This window comes from Dinghuibacter silviterrae, assembly GCF_004366355.1.
GTDB lineage: Bacteria > Bacteroidota > Bacteroidia > Chitinophagales > Chitinophagaceae > Dinghuibacter > Dinghuibacter silviterrae.
Genome location: NZ_SODV01000002.1, coordinates 369,093 through 385,311 on the forward strand (window position 1 = coordinate 369,093; position 16,219 = coordinate 385,311).

Sequence of the window (16,219 nt, forward strand, 5' to 3'; positions counted from 1 at the left end):
AACATTTTCCCCATTTTACCGTCATCCCTTTTGTAATGTCCCTGGAAGTCTTTCACCACCGCATTTTGCCCATGACGGACAAACTCTTCCGGTTTGCCTTCCGTTTGCTGCAGAATGCGGAGGAGGCGGAAGACGCCGTCCAGGACCTGCTGCTGAAGATTTGGGGCAAAAGAGGGGAGTGGGACCGGTGGGAAAACCTGGAGGCGTATTGCATGACCTCCATGCGGAACCTGTGTCTGGAGCGGTTGAGGAATAAAAAGGTGTACAAGGATCCTGACGCCGCGGGGCACCTGGCCAGCACCGACCGCAACCCCATGGAGCGTACCCAGGACCGGGAACTCCGGGACCGTCTCCAGGCCTGTATGGAGGCCCTTCCGGAAAAACACGCCCTGGTGATACAACTCCGGGAAGTGGAAGGCCTGAGTTACCAGGAAATCGCCACGACCCTGGGCATGAGTTTGGATCAAGTTAAAGTTTGTCTGCACCGGGCAAGAAACGCCGTAAAGAACGTTATACTAAAGGAGGACCTGTCATGGAGCACACATATATAAGGAACCTGCTGGACAAGTACTGGCAGGCGGAGACCAGCCTGGAAGAGGAACAAACACTCCAGGAATATTTTACCGGCGGGGAAGTGGCCCCGGAGCTGGAAATGTACATACCGGTGTTTGGCTTTTTCGGGGAGGTGCCTTCGGCCCCGGCGCATCTGCAGGAGCGGGTGCTCGACCTGATCGGCGCGCCGTCCAGGGTGATCGGAGGACCGTCCCGGGGGGCTTCCGGCCGGGTGCGGAACCTGTACCGGCAGGGCTGGTTGTATGGCGTGGCGGCTGTGTTGGTGGTGTGTCTGGCGATCAACCTTGTGCCCCGCGTACAAGAAGCGGGTCCGCCGGAAACGCGCGCCGCGGAAGAGCGCGCCGCGGAAGCCACTGTTACCGACACCTATGACGACCCCGCCCAGGCCCTGGCTGCCGTGCAAAATGCCTTACGCACGGTGTCCGCCCGGATGAATAAAGGAACAGAAATCACCGCGTCCCGCATGGGCCGGTTGTCAACAAACTATCGTCTAGCATTTAAAAACTAGTTATGAAACGGATGATTCGAAAGGGTGGCCTGCTCGCGCTCGCCCTCCTGATGGGCTCGGCTGTCTTTGCCCAGGACGACGCCATCGGTAAATTCTTTGGCAAATACATCGACGACGACCGGTTTACGGTCGTGTCCGTCAGCCCCAAAATGTTCCGGCTGCTCTCCAGCGTGAACTGGGACACGGTCTCCCCCAATATCCGTCAGGCCGTGCAAAAGCTCCAAAGCCTCCGGATCCTGAGCACGGAAACCACCCCTATGACCTTTTACAAGGAGGCGCTGGCGAAAATAGACAGGAGTCAGTACGAAGAACTCATCACCGTCAGGGACAAGGAAGACAACACGCGATTCCTGGTCCGGGAAGACGGCAAGGTCATCCACGAGCTGCTCATGATCTCGGTGGATGGCAAAGACTTCACACTCCTGAGCTTTGTCGGGGACATCGACCTGGACGCCCTCTCCAAGCTCTCCTCTGACATGAAGATCCAGGGATTAAGTCACCTAAAAGACGCAAAAAAGCCATGAAAATTTTTCTTCTGCCGGCCTTGCTGGCAAGCCTTACCGCCTGTGGTCAACAAAGGGATCTGGACCGTTTTTACGACAAGTACAAGTCCAACGACGCACTGACCACCCAAATCTCCATCAATCCTTCTCTCCTGATGTCCGTCGGGTTTTCCGACACGCAAAACAACGCGTGGAAAGACAAGGTATCCAAGTTCCGGTTGTTTATTTTAGACGCCAAAAAAGTGCCATCGGCGGCCGAAGATATCCGGGATCTGTTCAAACGGCTGCAGCAGGACCACTACGACGAGTTGATCACCGTCCACAAAGGCACCAAAGGCGGTCAATTGTTGTGCAAGGACCTCGCGGGTGATCACCGGGATCTTGTCTTATTTGTCCGGGGTGACGACGACGGCCTCATTTTCGCCGAGGTAGAAGGGCGCTTCACCGAGAAGGACCTGGACGCCATCCGCGGGTCCGTGCAGTAATTGGAAAAACGGCCGGAATTTGCTATCTTGATTGAAGCTACGCTATCAAACATTATGACAAACTCCTTACGTTTTGGCGATACGGCCTTTGACTTTGAAAAGACCAACCTTTACGGCATCCTGGAGCCACACGGAAAGATGACCTGGTACATTGAGCTCTTCCCTCCCGGGGACGATGACTATATCATGTTCAATGCGCTCGTCTTTGACCGGGTTTATGCCCCGCACGGTCTTGGTGCGCTGGTTTATAAAGGCGACAACCGGACCCTCGACCTGTACGAACATACCGTCCGGGTGAATGGCGAAGACCGTTTTCTGGAATCCGTAGACATGGCCTTTGGTTCCTGGGACAAAACCACCCAGCGCATTACCCTCCGTGGGCAGGGCATGATCGAGGCGGAACACGGACACGCCGCCATCCCTTATACGTTCGAGGCCGTGCTGCCGTTTGAAGGATTGAGCATCTTCGAAACCTCCCGGGAAGAGGCGCACCGGTTTTTACAAACCCACCTCCCCGGTAACGGCATAGCCCTCCACTTCGAGCAGGTGCCCAGCGGGCTACAGGCGGTGTTTAGCGGGCAGTTTTAAAGGCCTTTAAACGCCGCTGCCAGCGTCCGCCAGCTGTCGACCGGTTCGTTCAGCCGTGACAGGCGCCCGATGTTGCCGTATACTTCCCGCGCGGTCCGCCCCTCCTTGCGCATGGCCTGTATGGAAGTAGACCCAGCCGACTTCGATAGCTTTTGCCCGTCCATGTCCACGAGGAGCGGATGGTGTAGGAAAAGTATACCGGAAAACGCCTGCTCCTCCAATACCTGCGCGAGGTACTGCTGCGCAAGGGTGGACGGCCGGAGGTCCTCACCCCTTACGACGAGGTCGATCCCATAGTGAAGATCGTCCACCACCGAAGTGAGCTGGTAAGAGGGGAAACCGTCCTTTTTGCGAACGACAAAGTCCTGCATGTCGGGAGGAAGCGGTGCGTTTGTCCGAAGCCGCCAGCTCGCGCCTTCGGTGTCCAAGGGGATGTGTTTCTCCCGGCAGGTGCCCGGGTACATCCCGTTTTTGATCTGGCTCCTCGAACAGGTACACGCAAAAACCGCGTTTTTCGCCCGGAGACGTTCCAGCGCGGCATGGTACAACCCCAACCGGTGCACCTGGGCCCATGACTTTTTATAGTCCTCCAGATCTAGCGGCCCCTCGTCCCAGGGAATCTCCAGAAAACGCAGTGTGTCAAAAATATCCTGTACGTACGCATCGCTCACCCTGTCCCTGTCCATGTCGTCTATCCGGAGCAGGATCCGGGCGCCCGTGCCCGCGGTCAGCGCGAAGGAAAGGGCGTTGCCTAAGTGGAGGTAGCCGCTGGGGGTGGGGGCGATGCGGGTTTTCATAACCCCCCTTCCCCCATCCACGTTTTTAGCAAGTGGCCCATCAGCCGGTGGCAGGAAGCCATATACACATTGCCGGCACGTAAGGCTTCCGCAGGTTGTATATAAGGCGAGGGGATGAGCTCGTGGGTACCGTGGGCGATCATCTGGTCGAGCAACTCGGGTGTAACCTCCAGGTGAAATTGAAGCCCGAGCACCCGGTCGTTCCATTGAAAGGCCTGGGCGGTATTGGCTGCGGTGGACAGGGTGTCCGCCGCGCCGGGAGGGATATCGAATTGATCTCCGTGCCAATGGAAAACGGTGGGCTCGTCCTTAAAAAGACCGGGCAGCCAGGAGGGCATGGTCGTACCACGGGCGGCAGGTGGGGTAGGGCGGACGGCGAACCAGCCGATCTCTTTGTGGGGCGCTGGATGGACCCTGGCGCCCAGGCAGTCCGCCAGGAGCTGGGCGCCCAGGCAAATCCCCAGGATGCGTTTGTGTGCAGCCAGACAGTCCTTGATAAAAGATTTTTCCCGGATCAGCCAGGGATATACTGTCGCATCGTACACGCCCATGGGACCGCCCATAACGATTAGGGCATCGATGTCCTTTGTGTCGGGGAGGGGGGACCCGGGTTCGAAAAAGGCGGTTCCCGTTACCGTATGCCGGTGGGCTTTGAGCCACGTATCGATGTAGCCCAGGCCTTCGAAGGGAACGTGTTGGAGGTAGTGCACTCTCATATAATCACAACTTTGTCGGGCGCGAAGCCCTGGTTTTCCCCATACCGGACGTAGCCCAGTTGGTTGGTGTGCAGGATGGTGTTGCCTATCGTAAAGTCGGGTACGTTGCAGTGGTGGTGGCCGAATATCCAATGCCCGGGGCCGATGGCCTTGATCAGGTCCGAAAGTTCCACGGCAAAAGCCTCGCTAAGAATACTCCCGGCGTATTTCCCGGGGTACCGGTAAAAGGTGGGTACGTGATGGGTCACGACGACGGTGGGGCGATCCGTCACCCGGTCCAGTGCATCCGATAAAAAATCCAGGCTGGACGCGTGCAGTGCATTGAATAGGGAAGGGCTAAACACGCCGCCAAGGTAGCGGATGACCTGGAAGTCGCTCATCCCCCTGGAAATGGGCCATTCGTGTTCAGGGGTGATCCTGGACCAAAGCGTGGAAAAAACAAGACGGACGGGGCCTTCGTCACGGACGAGGTTGTTGACCAGAAAGACGTTGGGCCGGATGGCTTCTTCCATCGAAGAGGATCGTTCGGCGGCGTCGGATCCGTAGTATTCGTGGTTGCCGGGGATCCAATAGGTCTTTTTGAAGTGTTGGGCGACATAGTCGAAAAACCAGTCGTAGTGCCGTATCACCTTGAAGGGCACGATGTCCCCGGCCAGCAATAAGATGTCGCCCTTGGGTACAAGGGGGCTCTTTTCAAGAAATGCCCGGTTTTCCGGGAACTCCAGGTGCAGATCGGAGCAGTACTGTAACACCATCTTAGCAAATATAACGCTACCGCATCAGCACCACGGTTCCTTTCTTAAAGATCGTTTTTCCCAGGTACGTCGTGCCCTGGACCATCCAGACATACGCCTCGGAAGGCTGGGGCTTGCCGTTGACAGTACCATCCCAGCCTGTTTCGGTGGAGGACGTACTGTAGACGAGCTGTCCATACCGGTTGTAGACCCGGAAGAACTGGAGGGAGGAGATCCCCACGAGGATGGGGCGGAATATATTGTCGATGTTGAGACCGGGTGTAAAACCGCTGGGGACGAAAATATCGGCCGGGGTCCTGAAGACCGTGACGGTAATACCGGCATCTCCGGTGCATCCGTTGGCAGCGGTGGCGGTCACGGTATAGTGGATGGTGGTTTGCTCCCCGTTCTCAATGGCCACGGGATCGTAGATCTCCGTACTGCTGAGCCCTGTGGCCGGGGTCCAGCTAAAGGTATCGTTGGAATCGCTGGACCGGGCATCGAGTTGCAAGGGCTGGTTGATGACGACGGCCGTGTCGTGTCCTGCATTGACGACGATCTGGGGGTAGACGTTCACCTGGAAGGTATCCACCAGGGGGTTGGGGCAACCCGTGTTGTAGACGGTCAGGATATACATGGAAGACGTTGTCGGCGTCGCTGTAGCGTCGATCGCGTAGGGTGTATAGGGGATCGATCCGGACGAAGCCCCTGACAAAGGACTGGTATGGGTCCACGTATAACTGGTTCCGATGGTGACGGAGGCGCCCAGCGGGGCCGTCGCGCCGTAACAGATCAGCGTATCGGCCGGTGTGATGTCCACTTGCGGGAAAAGGGCGGGCAAAAGGGTCACCTGGGCCACGGAGCTCGTGTCTGCAGGACAAACCCCGCTTTGGACGACTACCCGGTAGTCCGTATTCCCGGTCACGTTCTGGATGCCATACGTATGGGAGGTATCCGGAGGGACCATCGGCGACCAGGTCACGCCCCCGTCAAGAGAGGTTTGCCAGCCCGAAGGGTTACCCGTCGCCCCCGTAAGGGTCAGGATGGCGCCTTTGTTCTGCCCCGTACAGACTTCGGTGAAGGGTGGTTCCAGCGAGCCGCCCACGCTTTTCGGGTCGACGGTAACGGTCGCGGTACCGCTGGTATCGACGGCGCAGGACTGCCCGTTCTGGATCATCGCCGCGTACGTCGTGGTGGCCGTAAGGTTTTGGGCGGTATAGGTACGATTGGTATCTGCAATGGACGTCCAGGTGGTCCCGTTGTTGGTGGAGTACAACCAGTTCAGGACACTGCCCCTGCTACCCGTGAGGTCGAGGGTACTGGAATTGGTACCCGTGCAAACGGTGTTGGTCCCCACGAGCGAACCCGGTATGGTGGGGGGAGCGGTAATGACATTCAGGGTGTCGTGTAAGTTGGCACAGCCGTTGACCTCGTGGACGACGATCTTGCCCGGGTCGACGCCGGCAGCCACCTGGATGATGTTGGTGGAAGCCCCGGAAAGAATGGACCAGTCCGCCGGGACCGACCAGGAATAGGTAGCCCCGGCCAGGGACGGAACCGAATACATCAGGTCCGAGTTGGTACAGGCGACGGTATCCCCGCTGATGAGCAGGCCCGCACAGGTATTGCGCAGGGCGACGTAGGCGTAGGCGAAGTGGCCGCCCGGGACACAGTTGTCGGCTTCGAATGTAAGGGTGACGACCCGCCCCCGGTAAGCACTCAGGTCGAAGGTCACTTCCACCCAGCTTTTCCACCAGACGTCATAGAGGTGGCCGCCGGTGGGGGAGTTCGGGTTTTGATTGACGGAAGGATTCCGGCTGGGGGCGAACCCTTCGGCTTTGGCCGCTGCCGAATCGAGGGTGGCACCGGTGCCCCCGTTTTGGGCGTTGTTGTTCGTCGGAAGAAGGTAGCTGGGGGAGGCACAGGTGATGATGCTGTCCCCGACCGCCAATGTGGCCGAAAACATCGGTTGCTGGTCGGAGTTATGGGTCCCGTTTTCCAGCACCATGGCGTAGGCGTACGTCATGGTATACGGGGTGGTGGTGGGACCGGGTGGAACACTGATCAGGTAGCGGATCCCGCGGACATACCCCCCCTGGCCACCCCCGTTGGAATGGGAAATGGCGGTGGAGCCCAGCAGGACCGACTGGTAATAAGAATAGCCGTTGATGGTTGGAATGGTAGGGAATCCCCCGAAATAGTCGTTTGTGCTCGTGGTGATCACCGAGATCCCGTTCATGGACGGCAACTGGTATTCGGAGATGGTCGTGGCGCCGATCGTACCCGCGGGAGCCGCCTGGTTCATCGGGTATGATACGGAATCTGCGATCTGCCGGTTGTTGGTGTTGTCATTGAAGAGACCGGTATAGGCGCCCCAGTCCGTCAGTGTCCCCTGGGCAAAATTAATATTCGCCGGACAAGCCTGCATCTGCGCCAGCGTCGGAATACACCAAAACACACATAAGATGCCCAATAAGGATTTCATCGGGGGTTTTCATTATTGACGTAAACAGAGGAGACGGCAAAGGTTGGGGTTCTCTCTACAAAGTACGAAAAAAAGGACGACTTCGTTGGTTAAATAGCGGTAAAAGGGGCGAAATCGGAGACGAATTCCTAATGCTTCAAAAGGAACGCCGCCTCGATGAGCGCCTCGATTTCCTGATGGAAATACAATAATTCCCTGTGGGAAAGGCCCCGTTCGCCCTCTTCCTCGGTGCATAAGGCCCGGGAAAACGCTTCCCAAAGTATTTCACGGGTTTCATCCAGGCTCAGGTTGGAAAAAAAGTCGGTGACGACGGCTTCCGGGGCCTCGATCTGATCGGGGGTAAGCCGGAGCGGGGTATTGAGGGCGATGACCGATTTGTTGGTATGGCGCATGGCAAAAAGTTGAAAGGGTAGGAACCCGGCGTTAAAGATACGTATAATTTGGCGTATTGTTGATAGAAATGCCAACATGTTTTTTCTTATTTTCCAGGACCTTTTGACCATGAAGGAAAAAGACAAAATCAGGTTGGACAAATTCGGCGCCCACCTGGCCAGGCTGAGGGAAGAAAAAGGACTGAGTCAAAGAGCCTTGTCCGCCAGGTGCGAGGTGGATTTTGCAAAGATCAGCAAACTGGAAAACGGCAAGGCCAACCTGGTCGTCACCACGCTGGTCGAACTAGCCGAAGGCCTGGGTGTACATCCCCGGGATTTGCTGGACCTGGATTGGCTTTGAGCTAAACCATCATCTTTTCCAGCAACCCACCGACAACCTCTGATACCAGGATGGTCTCGCGGTTTTGTTTCTTTAGGAATCCTGCCGATACGGCTTTGTCCAACCAACGGAGAAGGTCATCGTAAAATCCTCCCGTGTTGAGCAACCCGATGGGTTTTTGGTGAAGCCCCAACTGTCCCCAGGTCAGCACCTCGAAGAGTTCCTCCAGCGTTCCGAATCCCCCCGGGAGTGCGATAGCGCCGTCGCTGAGCTCGGCTATCCGCTGTTTGCGCTGGTGCATGTTTTCCACGACTTCGAGGGTCGTCAGCCCCCGGTGTTCGATTTCTCTCGTCTTCAGAAAAGCAGGGATGACGCCGGTGACGGAACCACCAGCGGCCAACGCCCCGTCCGCCACCGCTCCCATCAGCCCCACCGAAGCGCCACCGTAAACGACTCCGATTTTTTTGCCCGCAAGGGTTTCGCCCAAAAGCCGCGCCTGGTGCAGATAGACCGGGTCGGTGCCCGCGCTGGAGCCGCAAAAAACTGCCAACCGTTTCATCAAAAAATTGTTTGGGCAAATATAAATTATCTTGCCGCATGACTGTACACGAATGGGCGAGCCTCCTGGTGCAACAGGTAGCGGAAACCGACTGGCTGCAATGGGTAGCCGTCGCGGCCGGTGTGGCTGAAGTCCTGTATGCCCGCGCGGGAAAAATCTGGCTTTATCCCACCGGTATCCTCGGAACGGTGCTGACCATTTACATCCTTTGGTGCTCCGGGCTTTATGCCGAATGCTGGCTGAACGGATATTATTTCGTCATGAGTGTGTACGGGTGGTGGCATTGGGCAAGGAAAAAAAATACACCCCCGGTGAAGGCCTCTTATTGCAACGCCGCCGAATGGTGGATCACGGGTGCGATTGTCGTCTTGGGGACCCTGTTGCTCTACGTTATCCTGAAGTATAAAACGCCCTCTACGGTCCCTTTTTGGGACGCATGGGTCAGTGCAACGGCCTGGGCGGGGATGTGGCTGCTGGCCCGCCGAAAGATTGAAAATTGGATCTTGCTGAATATTTCTAACCTCTTTGCGGTTCCTTTATTGTTTTACAAACACCTCCCGATGTTTGCCGCGTTAACCGTCTTTTTATTCGTCATTGCCGTCCAGGGCTTCTTCGCATGGAGGAAAGAGATTCGGGCAGATGCCCTGGGGACAATGATCCCAGGGCATTCGTAAAATTACTTGCGGGATTTACTGGGGAAATCGTTAGTTCATCTGAGTTTTGGTACACTGATTTTTTGTCCGTACTTTAACATAATTTTAGCTTGCCCTATATCCAATGACAATCATGAGCCCGATACTGGAAACCGAGTACGTTCGATTCGAAATGGAAGGCGATATCCTGGTCGCCACCTACAAGAAAGGAAAAAAGGTAGACCTGCAAGCTGCCCAACAGATCGTCCGTGACAGGGTTGAATACACAGGCGGGGCGCCTGTGCTGGTCCTGTTGTGCAACCAGGGTGTGATCAGCATCGACAAGGAGTCCAGGGCCTACCTGTCATCGCAAGAGGGCACCCATGGCATCAAGGCGGCCGCCATCCTGAGCGATACCGCGGCGACCGCTATCATCGGAAATTTTATCATCCAGGTGAACAAGCCCCATATTCCCGTACGGTTGTTCATCAACCGGGACAGGGCCTTAGGTTGGTTGAAGACGAAGGCTTAGATTTGTAGCCCAACCACCTGACATGAGAGAAATCCTGATCGCCGCCCTGTGCTGTTTTGCCGGCGCGGCCACCGCCCAGACCCCATCCCTTCTTGGTTTTGCTCCTGCCGGTGCGTCCGCAGAGACCGCACTGGAAGCGCGCTTCGACACCTACCTCGACGCCACGCGGATCGGTGCGCGGCTAAAGGTGCTGTCCGACAGGCCCCACCACGTGGGTTCCCCGGGGGATCAACTGAACGCCCGCCGCATTTATGACGAGTACAAAGCCTGTGGCTTCGACGTATCGGTCGATACGTTTTATGTACTTTTCCCCACACCAAAGACACGCTTGCTGGAGATGACGGCCCCCGTCCCCTACAAGGCGCTCCTCGCCGAGCCCTCCCTCAAGGAAGACGCGACCTCCGGCCAGACGTCCGAGCAACTGCCCACGTACAACGCCTGGTCCGCTGACGGGGACGTGAGCGGTCAGTTGGTTTTCGTGGGATATGGTTTGCCGGATGACTACGATCAGCTCGCCCGCCGGGGCATCGACGTCAAGGGAAAGATCGTGATCGCCCGTTATGGCCGCTCCTGGAGAGGGATCAAGCCAAAGGTTGCCCAGGAACACGGAGCGATCGGGTGCATCATCTATTCCGATCCCAAAGACGACGGTTATTTCGCGGGCGACGTATACCCCGAAGGCGCCTTTAAGAATGAATACGGCGTACAGCGCGGCTCGGTCATGGACATGCCGATCTACCCGGGTGATCCTTTGACGCCCAATATCGGCGCCACCAAAGACGCTCCCCGGATCGATCGTAAGGATGCCGTAAATCTTTTGAAGATCCCTGTTTTGCCCATCAGCTACCACGACGCCGAGCCCCTGCTCAAAAGCCTGGGTGGACCGGTGGCGCCGGAAGACTGGAGAGGCGCTCTGCCCATGACCTATCACCTGGGTCCCGGGAAAACGGTGGTCCACCTGAAACTGGAATTTAACTGGGACATCAAGCCCATTTATGATATTGTCGCCCGGGTACCGGGAAGCGTTTTCCCCGACCAATGGATCATCCGCGGAAACCACCACGACGCCTGGGTTAACGGGGCAGGAGACCCGCTCAGCGGACAGGTAGCCATGCTGGAAGAAGCCCACGCCATCGGCGAGCTGCTCAAAACCGGCTGGCGGCCCAAACGTACGCTGGTCTTTTGTTCCTGGGATGGGGAAGAACCCGCCCTGCTGGGTTCCACCGAGTTCGTCGAAGAACACGCCCGGGACCTGCAAAGACACGCCGTGGCCTACATCAACTCCGACGGGAACGGACGCGGTTTTCTCAACGCCGAAGGATCGCACGCCCTCCAACCCTTCCTGGAGCAGGTCGCCCGTGACGTAAAGGATCCCGAAACCGGTGTGAGCGTACTGGAACGCAGACGCGCGCGCGAGGCGGTGAATAGTGCCGACACCAAACAACGCTCGGAGCTGTTGGCGTCTTACCCTTTTCATATCGGCGCGCTGGGCTCCGGCTCCGACTTTTCACCTTTTATCCAGCACATCGGCGTGCCTTCCATCGACCTCGCCTACGGAGGCGAAGACCCCGGGGGCGAATACCACTCGATCTATGACTCTTACGACGACTACCGGCGGTTCAAAGACCCCGGCTTCGTCTACGGCGTAACCCTGGCCAAGACCGCCGGCCGCACCATGCTCCGGCTGTCGGAAGCCGACGTGCTGCCCTTCGACTTTACCGCGCTCTCCAAAACCATCGAGGGTTACGAGGGAGAGGTCACCGCCTTAGCCGAAAAAATGCGGGAATCAACAACGGTTGACAACCGGTTGATCAGGGAAGGCTACTACCGCCTCGCGGACAACCCTGCCGAGCCTATCCAGGCGCCCAGCCCCAAAACCGCGGTCCCCTTTTTCAACTTCGCACCCCTGCAAAACGCCCAGGCGGCCCTGTCCAAAGCCAGTGGCCGGCTCCAAAAGGTGTTGACACCTGCTTTATCCGGGGATACCCTCCGGGTCGTCAATACCGGTCTTTACCAGGCGGAGCAGCAGCTCCTCAGCGACCAGGGGTTACCCCGCCGGCCCTGGTACCGGCACACCATTTATGCCCCCGGGTTCTATACGGGCTACGGCGTGAAAACGCTGCCTGGGATCCGGGAGGCGCTGGAGCAGCGGAATTGGGCGGAGGTACAGCAGCAGATTGACCTCGACGCTGCGGTCCTTAGTCAATTCGCGGATTACCTCGATCGTCTTGCCACCTCTGCGGGGGCGCCCGAATAGGGCATTGACCGCCAGTCTAGTAGCCGCCGAACTCCTGGTCCCAATAATTTCCCGCGGTGGCGGCGCCCAGGGTGGTCCAGGTGCTGTCCATCATGTTTTGGCAGTGGTCGGGGCTGTTTTTCCAGGCTTGCATCACGGAGGTGAGGGTGGTGAAGCCTTCGGCGATGTTTTCACCTACATAGTCACCGGCGAATCCCGCCTCTGCGGCGCGTTGGAGGGGGGAGGAGCCGTTTGGGGCGATGTGTGCGAAATAGTCGTGGACGAGCATGTCGGTGGCGTGTGCCTGGGCGGCGGCGGCCAGGGTATCGTTCCATACCAGGGGGGCGACGGGGGGCATGGTATCCGTACCGCAGAGACAACCGCGGGTACGCCATGCATTGACCGTGTCCAGCATCGTCTGTTGCCAGGGTACCTGAACGGGCGACTTGTGACAGCCGGTGGCTATGGCCAGAAAGAGGATTATCAAACGGAGACGCGGCATTTATCAAATGTACTCCCGCCCGTTTTTACTGCCAATAGCGCTTAACAATCGGACGCCCGATCGGTAACAATACAAGGCCATCGGGTATCGGAGAGCTTGATAATATTATAGCCTAAACGATAGTGCTATATGAAAAGAACCAAATTATTGGGGTTAGCCCTGGGCATCCTTGCTTTGCCCGCCTGTTCCAAACATTCCATGGCGCCGTCCACCGGGCAGGTGGCCGCCAACTGGTCCTCCTCCGCCCAATATGCGAGCTGGTCCAACGGGGGATACACCATCTACAATGACGTATGGGGAAGCGGCGCAGGTCCGCAGGTCATCTGGGCAAACTCCTACAGCAACTGGGGTGTCTGGTCCGAACAGCCGAACACCAGTGGCGTCAAGTCCTTCCCGAACAGTACCAAGACCGTGGGGGTTGCGCTCAGCTCGCTGACCAGTTGTACCAGCAGCTTTAACGTCACGCCTCCGGGCACCGGGTCCTACGAGAGTACCTATGACATCTGGGACAGCAACAATGCGTACGAAATCATGTTGTGGATGAACTGGACCGGGAGCGTCGGGCCTATTTCCTACACCTACAATTCCAGCGGTCAGCCCACCCCCGTTGCCACCAATGTCAATGTAGGCGGTCACACCTGGAACGTGTACAAAGGGTCCAACGGTTCCAACGCCGTTTTTTCCTTCCTCTGCACGAGCCAGACCAATTCCGGGACGGTCGACATACGCGCCATCCTGAACTGGATCAAGAGCCAGGGGTGGTTTGGAAGCATCACCCTCGGGAAGGTACAGTTCGGTTTCGAGATTACCTCCTCGCCTTCGGGGCTGAATTTTGACTGCAACAGTTATTCTGTATCCTACGGAGGGTAGGGTGCGTCACGTCGAAAGGGGGGCGCAGTCCCCCTTTGTACTGTTAGAAGTGCCAAAAAAAGGTCCGGCCGTTTGGCCGGGCTTTTTTGTTGAAAGAAGAAGTGTCAGGATTAGGGGAAGGGTCTCGGTATAGTCGATGCGCATCAGGAGAACGTCCGCCAGGACGAAGACTGCGAATATGCCCGCCAGTACCCGGTCATACCGCCGGGTAAAAAAGCCCGTTATAAACGACAATTCCATCAAAGTTGCCCCGGCGTATAGTGCATAGGAGAGGGCGGGATGTCCGATCAGTCCTCTGAAGAAACAGGCCTGGGGGGCGCCGGGAGAATTATACAACAGGTCCTTGTGCTGGTCCAGGAGAATGGCGCTCATCTGCATCCCGTTAAAGATACCCCCCTGCATCAATTTCCAAATCCCGGCCGAAGCAAAAAAGAAAAGGAAAAAATAGCGCAGCCCTTCCCAAAGAAAAACAAACGTCTTGTCACGGGTGGGCAAAAACACGATGGGAAAGAGCAGCCAACCCACAAAGCCCTCTATGGACAGCCCAAACGGGTAAAGGGTATAGCATTGGATGTAGCACCAATGGACGGCCAGGAGATAAAGAGCGGCCCCCCAGGAGTACCGGGGCGCCCACCGGTAGGTGATATAATAAAAAAGAGGCGCCGTATAAAACAGGGTATCCGCCAGGATCCACCGGGCCGGGTGGTCCAGGAGCCAGAGGTGGAGACGGGTCTGCATAAACACCCAGGTGAACAGGTCTGGCCGGGTACGGAAGAACAACGGCTGCAATTGGAAAAGCCAAAGCCCGCTCTTCCATTTATACAACATCAGTATATAGAACAACAGGAGGTACCCGAGAACAACGGTATGTTTTAACGATTTTCCCATGAATACGTGGCGTACTGGATGGACAAGGTGTCGACGGACCGGTGAATCGTCCGGGATACATACGCTTTATACCAGGCCAGGAATTGGCCGTCGCTTATACTCCTGTTGACATACGGCGTCGAGTCCCGGAGGTGCAACAGACGGCTGATATCGGTGGTCCAGAGCTGCCGGTTTCCCTCCTGGCCGGAGCGGAACGCCTCCAGTGGCGCGACGATCTTGTCCCAGGCACGGCCGGAATAATCCGCCGTTTGCAATGGACGCCCGTTGACCAGGATCACCGGTATGGTATAACTCCCCTGCGGGTTTTCTACCTTCGAATACATGCCATACTGAAAAAAGGGGGTCAATACGACCCCCCTTTTTATACAGACAATAACCCCGGCAAGGGCAAACAAGGCGACAAACGCAAACCAACCCTTGTGGTATGTAAAAAGTCTTTTCAGGTACATGAATGAATATTATTGATGGCTGCCCGCCGTGAACAGCGTCCACGGCTCCGCCTTCATATCGCGAAGATAGGCCGACTGCCACTGATATTCCGGGTGTGCCGCCAGGAACGGCGCCGCCAGGAAGTCCTTGCCGGACGGGTTGCCCATGTGGGCCCAGAACGAAAAGTTTTTGGCCATCGTGGCCGTGGTGAGTTTGCACTGGACCGTACCCCCGGGGTAGTAAGGCGCCCAGTCCCATTCGGGACAGCCCTTGGGGTCGGTATCCACGCTGCCGGCGATGACGCAGCGGGTAGCTTCTTTGGTCCCGGTCATGGCGTTGAGGTTGTCGCTTTCCATGACCCGGCCCACGGAGTCGTCTATTTTGCCTTTGTATTGGGTGGTGAGGGCTTCCCAGCGCCTCCGGCGTGTATTGGGGGAGTTGGTGGTGTCGTGGGGGTTAAAGTTGGTCTCGTCCTTGATGACGGCGGAGTCGCTGGCAAAGTTCGAGCCGTAGTAGACCCCGTCCTTTGTCCGGTAGACCTGTACGTGTTTGAGGCCCAATTCCACCCGGGCGATCTCATTGTTGTTGATGTCACCCACCAACCAGTCGTTCGCATACCCCCCGTTATTGCCGTCGGACATCAATTTTACAAAGTCATCGACGGTGTTGGCATATTGTTCCGCCTTCCGTGCCCGGACAAATTCGGCAACACCCGCGGTGTCAAAGCCGTTGAACTGGGTGATGGTCGTTTCCGTGATGATCAGGCCACCCCCGTTGATCGCAAAGTCGTCCCCGCTGTGGATGTAACCCGGCATCATGTCCATAAATATATGGTTGCCTTTCGCGGGGACGATGTCCGCCACCACGTTCCACCGCTCACCCTGTACATAGTTGGTCCAGTTGTTGTGCCCGATGGCGATTTTGCCGTCGGTCGTATAACTGCCGGTGGCGACAAAGGCGCTGCAGTTGCCGGGGGCCTTGTTGAGGGCCGACCCCGGTTTGGCGAGGTTTTGAAGATAGGGGACATAATATTGGGAAAGCTCGATATTGCCGTTGAGGGCGACCAGGTCATAGACGTCATACGTTTTGCCTTTGGCTGCCAGCCCCTCTACGATCCCCCCGAGCTCCTCCTTGTATTCGGAGTCGATCTTTGGCCAAAACATAGTCTTGGCGGCGTTACGGTAGAAGCCCCAGTCCTTCCCGGTTTCGTGTTCGAGGACAAAAGCCGTCGACTTGACGTTGTCGTCGATCTCGTCGGCCAGCAGATAACCGTGCTGATAACCAATCTGTTCTGGAGCGCCTTCGAGGTGGACATAGATCCAGCCGTTCTTATTGTACCGGTAGGCGCCGGCCAAACGGTCGTTCTTGGAGTGACAACCTGCCAAAATTGACAGAGCGATAAGAATTAACGTGTTTTTTCTCATGTCTTGCATTTGTAACCGTCAATATACTGATTTTCGGGAAAGATCAA

At 57.0% G+C, this 16,219-nt stretch carries 20 protein-coding genes; 10 read left to right on the plus strand and 10 right to left on the minus strand.

Annotation, left to right across the window (positions count from 1 at the left end):
- The first annotated feature begins 35 nt into the window (after window positions 1–35).
- The 5 genes from EDB95_RS18675 to EDB95_RS18695 are packed head-to-tail and all read left to right on the plus strand — an operon-like array spanning window position 36 to window position 2,657.
- Window positions 36–551, plus strand: a complete 516-nt coding sequence (locus EDB95_RS18675) for an RNA polymerase sigma factor (protein WP_133995788.1) — start codon at window positions 36–38, stop codon at window positions 549–551.
- On the plus strand, window positions 533–1,081 hold the full coding sequence (locus EDB95_RS18680) for a hypothetical protein (RefSeq protein WP_133995790.1): 549 nt from the start codon (window positions 533–535) through the stop codon (window positions 1,079–1,081). Before EDB95_RS18675 ends, EDB95_RS18680 begins: the two co-directional genes overlap by 19 nt.
- A 2-nt stretch (window positions 1,082–1,083) precedes the next feature.
- Window positions 1,084–1,605, plus strand: a complete 522-nt coding sequence (locus EDB95_RS18685; protein WP_133995792.1) for a DUF4252 domain-containing protein — start codon at window positions 1,084–1,086, stop codon at window positions 1,603–1,605.
- Window positions 1,602–2,069 (plus strand): DUF4252 domain-containing protein, encoded by a 468-nt coding sequence (locus EDB95_RS18690; RefSeq protein ID WP_133995794.1) that lies wholly within the window; start codon window positions 1,602–1,604, stop codon window positions 2,067–2,069. Before EDB95_RS18685 ends, EDB95_RS18690 begins: the two co-directional genes overlap by 4 nt.
- Before the next feature lie 54 nt (window positions 2,070–2,123).
- Entirely contained in the window at window positions 2,124–2,657 is a 534-nt protein-coding gene (locus EDB95_RS18695; protein WP_133995796.1) for a hypothetical protein, read from the plus strand.
- Here EDB95_RS18695 and EDB95_RS18700 read toward each other — a convergent pair.
- From EDB95_RS18700 to EDB95_RS18720, 5 genes are all read right to left on the minus strand, one after another.
- The gene (locus EDB95_RS18700; protein ID WP_133995798.1) at window positions 2,654–3,454 is read right to left on the minus strand and encodes a glutamate--tRNA ligase family protein; all 801 of its coding nucleotides are present in this window, start codon (window positions 3,452–3,454) and stop codon (window positions 2,654–2,656) included. The genes EDB95_RS18695 and EDB95_RS18700 overlap by 4 nt on opposite strands.
- A complete protein-coding gene (locus EDB95_RS18705) occupies window positions 3,451–4,170 on the minus strand; it encodes a type 1 glutamine amidotransferase (protein WP_133995800.1) in 720 nt (239 codons plus the stop codon). The genes EDB95_RS18700 and EDB95_RS18705 overlap by 4 nt, the downstream gene beginning before the upstream one ends.
- Window positions 4,167–4,925 carry a metallophosphoesterase gene (locus EDB95_RS18710; RefSeq protein ID WP_133995802.1) on the minus strand — a complete coding sequence of 253 codons (759 nt, stop codon included), beginning with the start codon at window positions 4,923–4,925 and terminating at the stop codon, window positions 4,167–4,169. Before EDB95_RS18710 ends, EDB95_RS18705 begins: the two co-directional genes overlap by 4 nt.
- A 16-nt stretch (window positions 4,926–4,941) precedes the next feature.
- Window positions 4,942–7,389 carry an Ig-like domain-containing protein gene (locus EDB95_RS18715; RefSeq protein WP_133995804.1) on the minus strand — a complete coding sequence of 816 codons (2,448 nt, stop codon included), beginning with the start codon at window positions 7,387–7,389 and terminating at the stop codon, window positions 4,942–4,944.
- Between the two features lie 128 nt (window positions 7,390–7,517).
- The gene (locus EDB95_RS18720; RefSeq protein WP_133995806.1) at window positions 7,518–7,781 is read right to left on the minus strand and encodes a hypothetical protein; all 264 of its coding nucleotides are present in this window, start codon (window positions 7,779–7,781) and stop codon (window positions 7,518–7,520) included.
- Window positions 7,782–7,857: 76 nt separating this feature from the next.
- On the opposite strand from EDB95_RS18720, the gene EDB95_RS18725 reads away from it, so the two are divergent.
- Window positions 7,858–8,121, plus strand: a complete 264-nt coding sequence (locus EDB95_RS18725; protein ID WP_246073741.1) for a helix-turn-helix domain-containing protein — start codon at window positions 7,858–7,860, stop codon at window positions 8,119–8,121.
- A 1-nt stretch (window position 8,122) separates the two neighbouring features.
- Here the strand turns inward: EDB95_RS18725 and EDB95_RS18730 are convergent, their stop codons facing one another.
- Entirely contained in the window at window positions 8,123–8,659 is a 537-nt protein-coding gene (locus EDB95_RS18730) for an LOG family protein (protein WP_133995808.1), read from the minus strand.
- A gap of 38 nt (window positions 8,660–8,697) precedes the next feature.
- Between EDB95_RS18730 and pnuC the strand changes: the two genes are divergently transcribed.
- The 3 genes from pnuC to EDB95_RS18745 all read left to right on the plus strand — a co-directional run bounded on the left by pnuC (window position 8,698) and on the right by EDB95_RS18745 (window position 12,080).
- Complete coding sequence (gene pnuC / locus EDB95_RS18735; RefSeq protein ID WP_133995810.1) at window positions 8,698–9,333, plus strand: nicotinamide riboside transporter PnuC; 636 nt, start codon at window positions 8,698–8,700, stop codon at window positions 9,331–9,333.
- A 112-nt stretch (window positions 9,334–9,445) separates the two neighbouring features.
- Window positions 9,446–9,823: a DUF7793 family protein gene (locus EDB95_RS18740; RefSeq protein WP_133995812.1), complete on the plus strand. Its 378-nt coding sequence runs from the start codon at window positions 9,446–9,448 to the stop codon at window positions 9,821–9,823.
- A gap of 22 nt (window positions 9,824–9,845) precedes the next feature.
- Complete coding sequence (locus tag EDB95_RS18745; RefSeq protein ID WP_133995814.1) at window positions 9,846–12,080, plus strand: M28 family metallopeptidase; 2,235 nt, start codon at window positions 9,846–9,848, stop codon at window positions 12,078–12,080.
- Between the two features lie 16 nt (window positions 12,081–12,096).
- On the opposite strand, the gene EDB95_RS18750 is transcribed toward EDB95_RS18745, so the two are convergent.
- On the minus strand, window positions 12,097–12,546 hold the full coding sequence (locus EDB95_RS18750) for a CAP domain-containing protein (protein WP_162852682.1): 450 nt from the start codon (window positions 12,544–12,546) through the stop codon (window positions 12,097–12,099).
- Between the two features lie 144 nt (window positions 12,547–12,690).
- Between EDB95_RS18750 and EDB95_RS18755 the strand changes: the two genes are divergently transcribed.
- Window positions 12,691–13,431 carry a GH12 family glycosyl hydrolase domain-containing protein gene (locus EDB95_RS18755; RefSeq protein ID WP_162852683.1) on the plus strand — a complete coding sequence of 247 codons (741 nt, stop codon included), beginning with the start codon at window positions 12,691–12,693 and terminating at the stop codon, window positions 13,429–13,431.
- A 6-nt stretch (window positions 13,432–13,437) separates the two neighbouring features.
- Here the strand turns inward: EDB95_RS18755 and EDB95_RS18760 are convergent, their stop codons facing one another.
- From EDB95_RS18760 to EDB95_RS18770, 3 genes are read right to left on the minus strand one after another with little or no spacing between them, the layout of a single operon-like run.
- Window positions 13,438–14,319, minus strand: coding sequence for a hypothetical protein (locus tag EDB95_RS18760; RefSeq protein ID WP_133995818.1), 882 nt, complete (start codon window positions 14,317–14,319; stop codon window positions 13,438–13,440).
- The gene (locus tag EDB95_RS18765) at window positions 14,304–14,768 is read right to left on the minus strand and encodes a hypothetical protein (protein WP_133995820.1); all 465 of its coding nucleotides are present in this window, start codon (window positions 14,766–14,768) and stop codon (window positions 14,304–14,306) included. The genes EDB95_RS18760 and EDB95_RS18765 overlap by 16 nt, the downstream gene beginning before the upstream one ends.
- A 9-nt stretch (window positions 14,769–14,777) precedes the next feature.
- Window positions 14,778–16,172: a C45 family autoproteolytic acyltransferase/hydolase gene (locus EDB95_RS18770; protein ID WP_162852684.1), complete on the minus strand. Its 1,395-nt coding sequence runs from the start codon at window positions 16,170–16,172 to the stop codon at window positions 14,778–14,780.
- Window positions 16,173–16,219: the final 47 nt, after the last annotated feature.

Bases quoted from the DNA above. Each gene is read 5' to 3' on its own strand.
- EDB95_RS18675 (WP_133995788.1), top strand. From the start codon at position 36: ATGTCCCTGGAAGTCTTTCACCACCGCATTTTGCCCATGACGGACAAA.
- EDB95_RS18680 (WP_133995790.1), top strand. From the start codon at position 533: ATGGAGCACACATATATAAGGAACCTGCTGGACAAGTACTGGCAGGCG.
- EDB95_RS18685 (WP_133995792.1), top strand. From the start codon at position 1,084: ATGAAACGGATGATTCGAAAGGGTGGCCTGCTCGCGCTCGCCCTCCTG.
- EDB95_RS18690 (WP_133995794.1), top strand. From the start codon at position 1,602: ATGAAAATTTTTCTTCTGCCGGCCTTGCTGGCAAGCCTTACCGCCTGT.
- EDB95_RS18695 (WP_133995796.1), top strand. From the start codon at position 2,124: ATGACAAACTCCTTACGTTTTGGCGATACGGCCTTTGACTTTGAAAAG.
- EDB95_RS18700 (WP_133995798.1), bottom strand. From the start codon at position 3,454: ATGAAAACCCGCATCGCCCCCACCCCCAGCGGCTACCTCCACTTAGGC.
- EDB95_RS18705 (WP_133995800.1), bottom strand. From the start codon at position 4,170: ATGAGAGTGCACTACCTCCAACACGTTCCCTTCGAAGGCCTGGGCTAC.
- EDB95_RS18710 (WP_133995802.1), bottom strand. From the start codon at position 4,925: ATGGTGTTACAGTACTGCTCCGATCTGCACCTGGAGTTCCCGGAAAAC.
- EDB95_RS18715 (WP_133995804.1), bottom strand. From the start codon at position 7,389: ATGAAATCCTTATTGGGCATCTTATGTGTGTTTTGGTGTATTCCGACG.
- EDB95_RS18720 (WP_133995806.1), bottom strand. From the start codon at position 7,781: ATGCGCCATACCAACAAATCGGTCATCGCCCTCAATACCCCGCTCCGG.
- EDB95_RS18725 (WP_246073741.1), top strand. From the start codon at position 7,858: ATGTTTTTTCTTATTTTCCAGGACCTTTTGACCATGAAGGAAAAAGAC.
- EDB95_RS18730 (WP_133995808.1), bottom strand. From the start codon at position 8,659: ATGAAACGGTTGGCAGTTTTTTGCGGCTCCAGCGCGGGCACCGACCCG.
- pnuC (WP_133995810.1), top strand. From the start codon at position 8,698: ATGACTGTACACGAATGGGCGAGCCTCCTGGTGCAACAGGTAGCGGAA.
- EDB95_RS18740 (WP_133995812.1), top strand. From the start codon at position 9,446: ATGAGCCCGATACTGGAAACCGAGTACGTTCGATTCGAAATGGAAGGC.
- EDB95_RS18745 (WP_133995814.1), top strand. From the start codon at position 9,846: ATGAGAGAAATCCTGATCGCCGCCCTGTGCTGTTTTGCCGGCGCGGCC.
- EDB95_RS18755 (WP_162852683.1), top strand. From the start codon at position 12,691: ATGAAAAGAACCAAATTATTGGGGTTAGCCCTGGGCATCCTTGCTTTG.
- EDB95_RS18760 (WP_133995818.1), bottom strand. From the start codon at position 14,319: ATGGGAAAATCGTTAAAACATACCGTTGTTCTCGGGTACCTCCTGTTG.
- EDB95_RS18765 (WP_133995820.1), bottom strand. From the start codon at position 14,768: ATGTACCTGAAAAGACTTTTTACATACCACAAGGGTTGGTTTGCGTTT.
- EDB95_RS18770 (WP_162852684.1), bottom strand. From the start codon at position 16,172: ATGAGAAAAAACACGTTAATTCTTATCGCTCTGTCAATTTTGGCAGGT.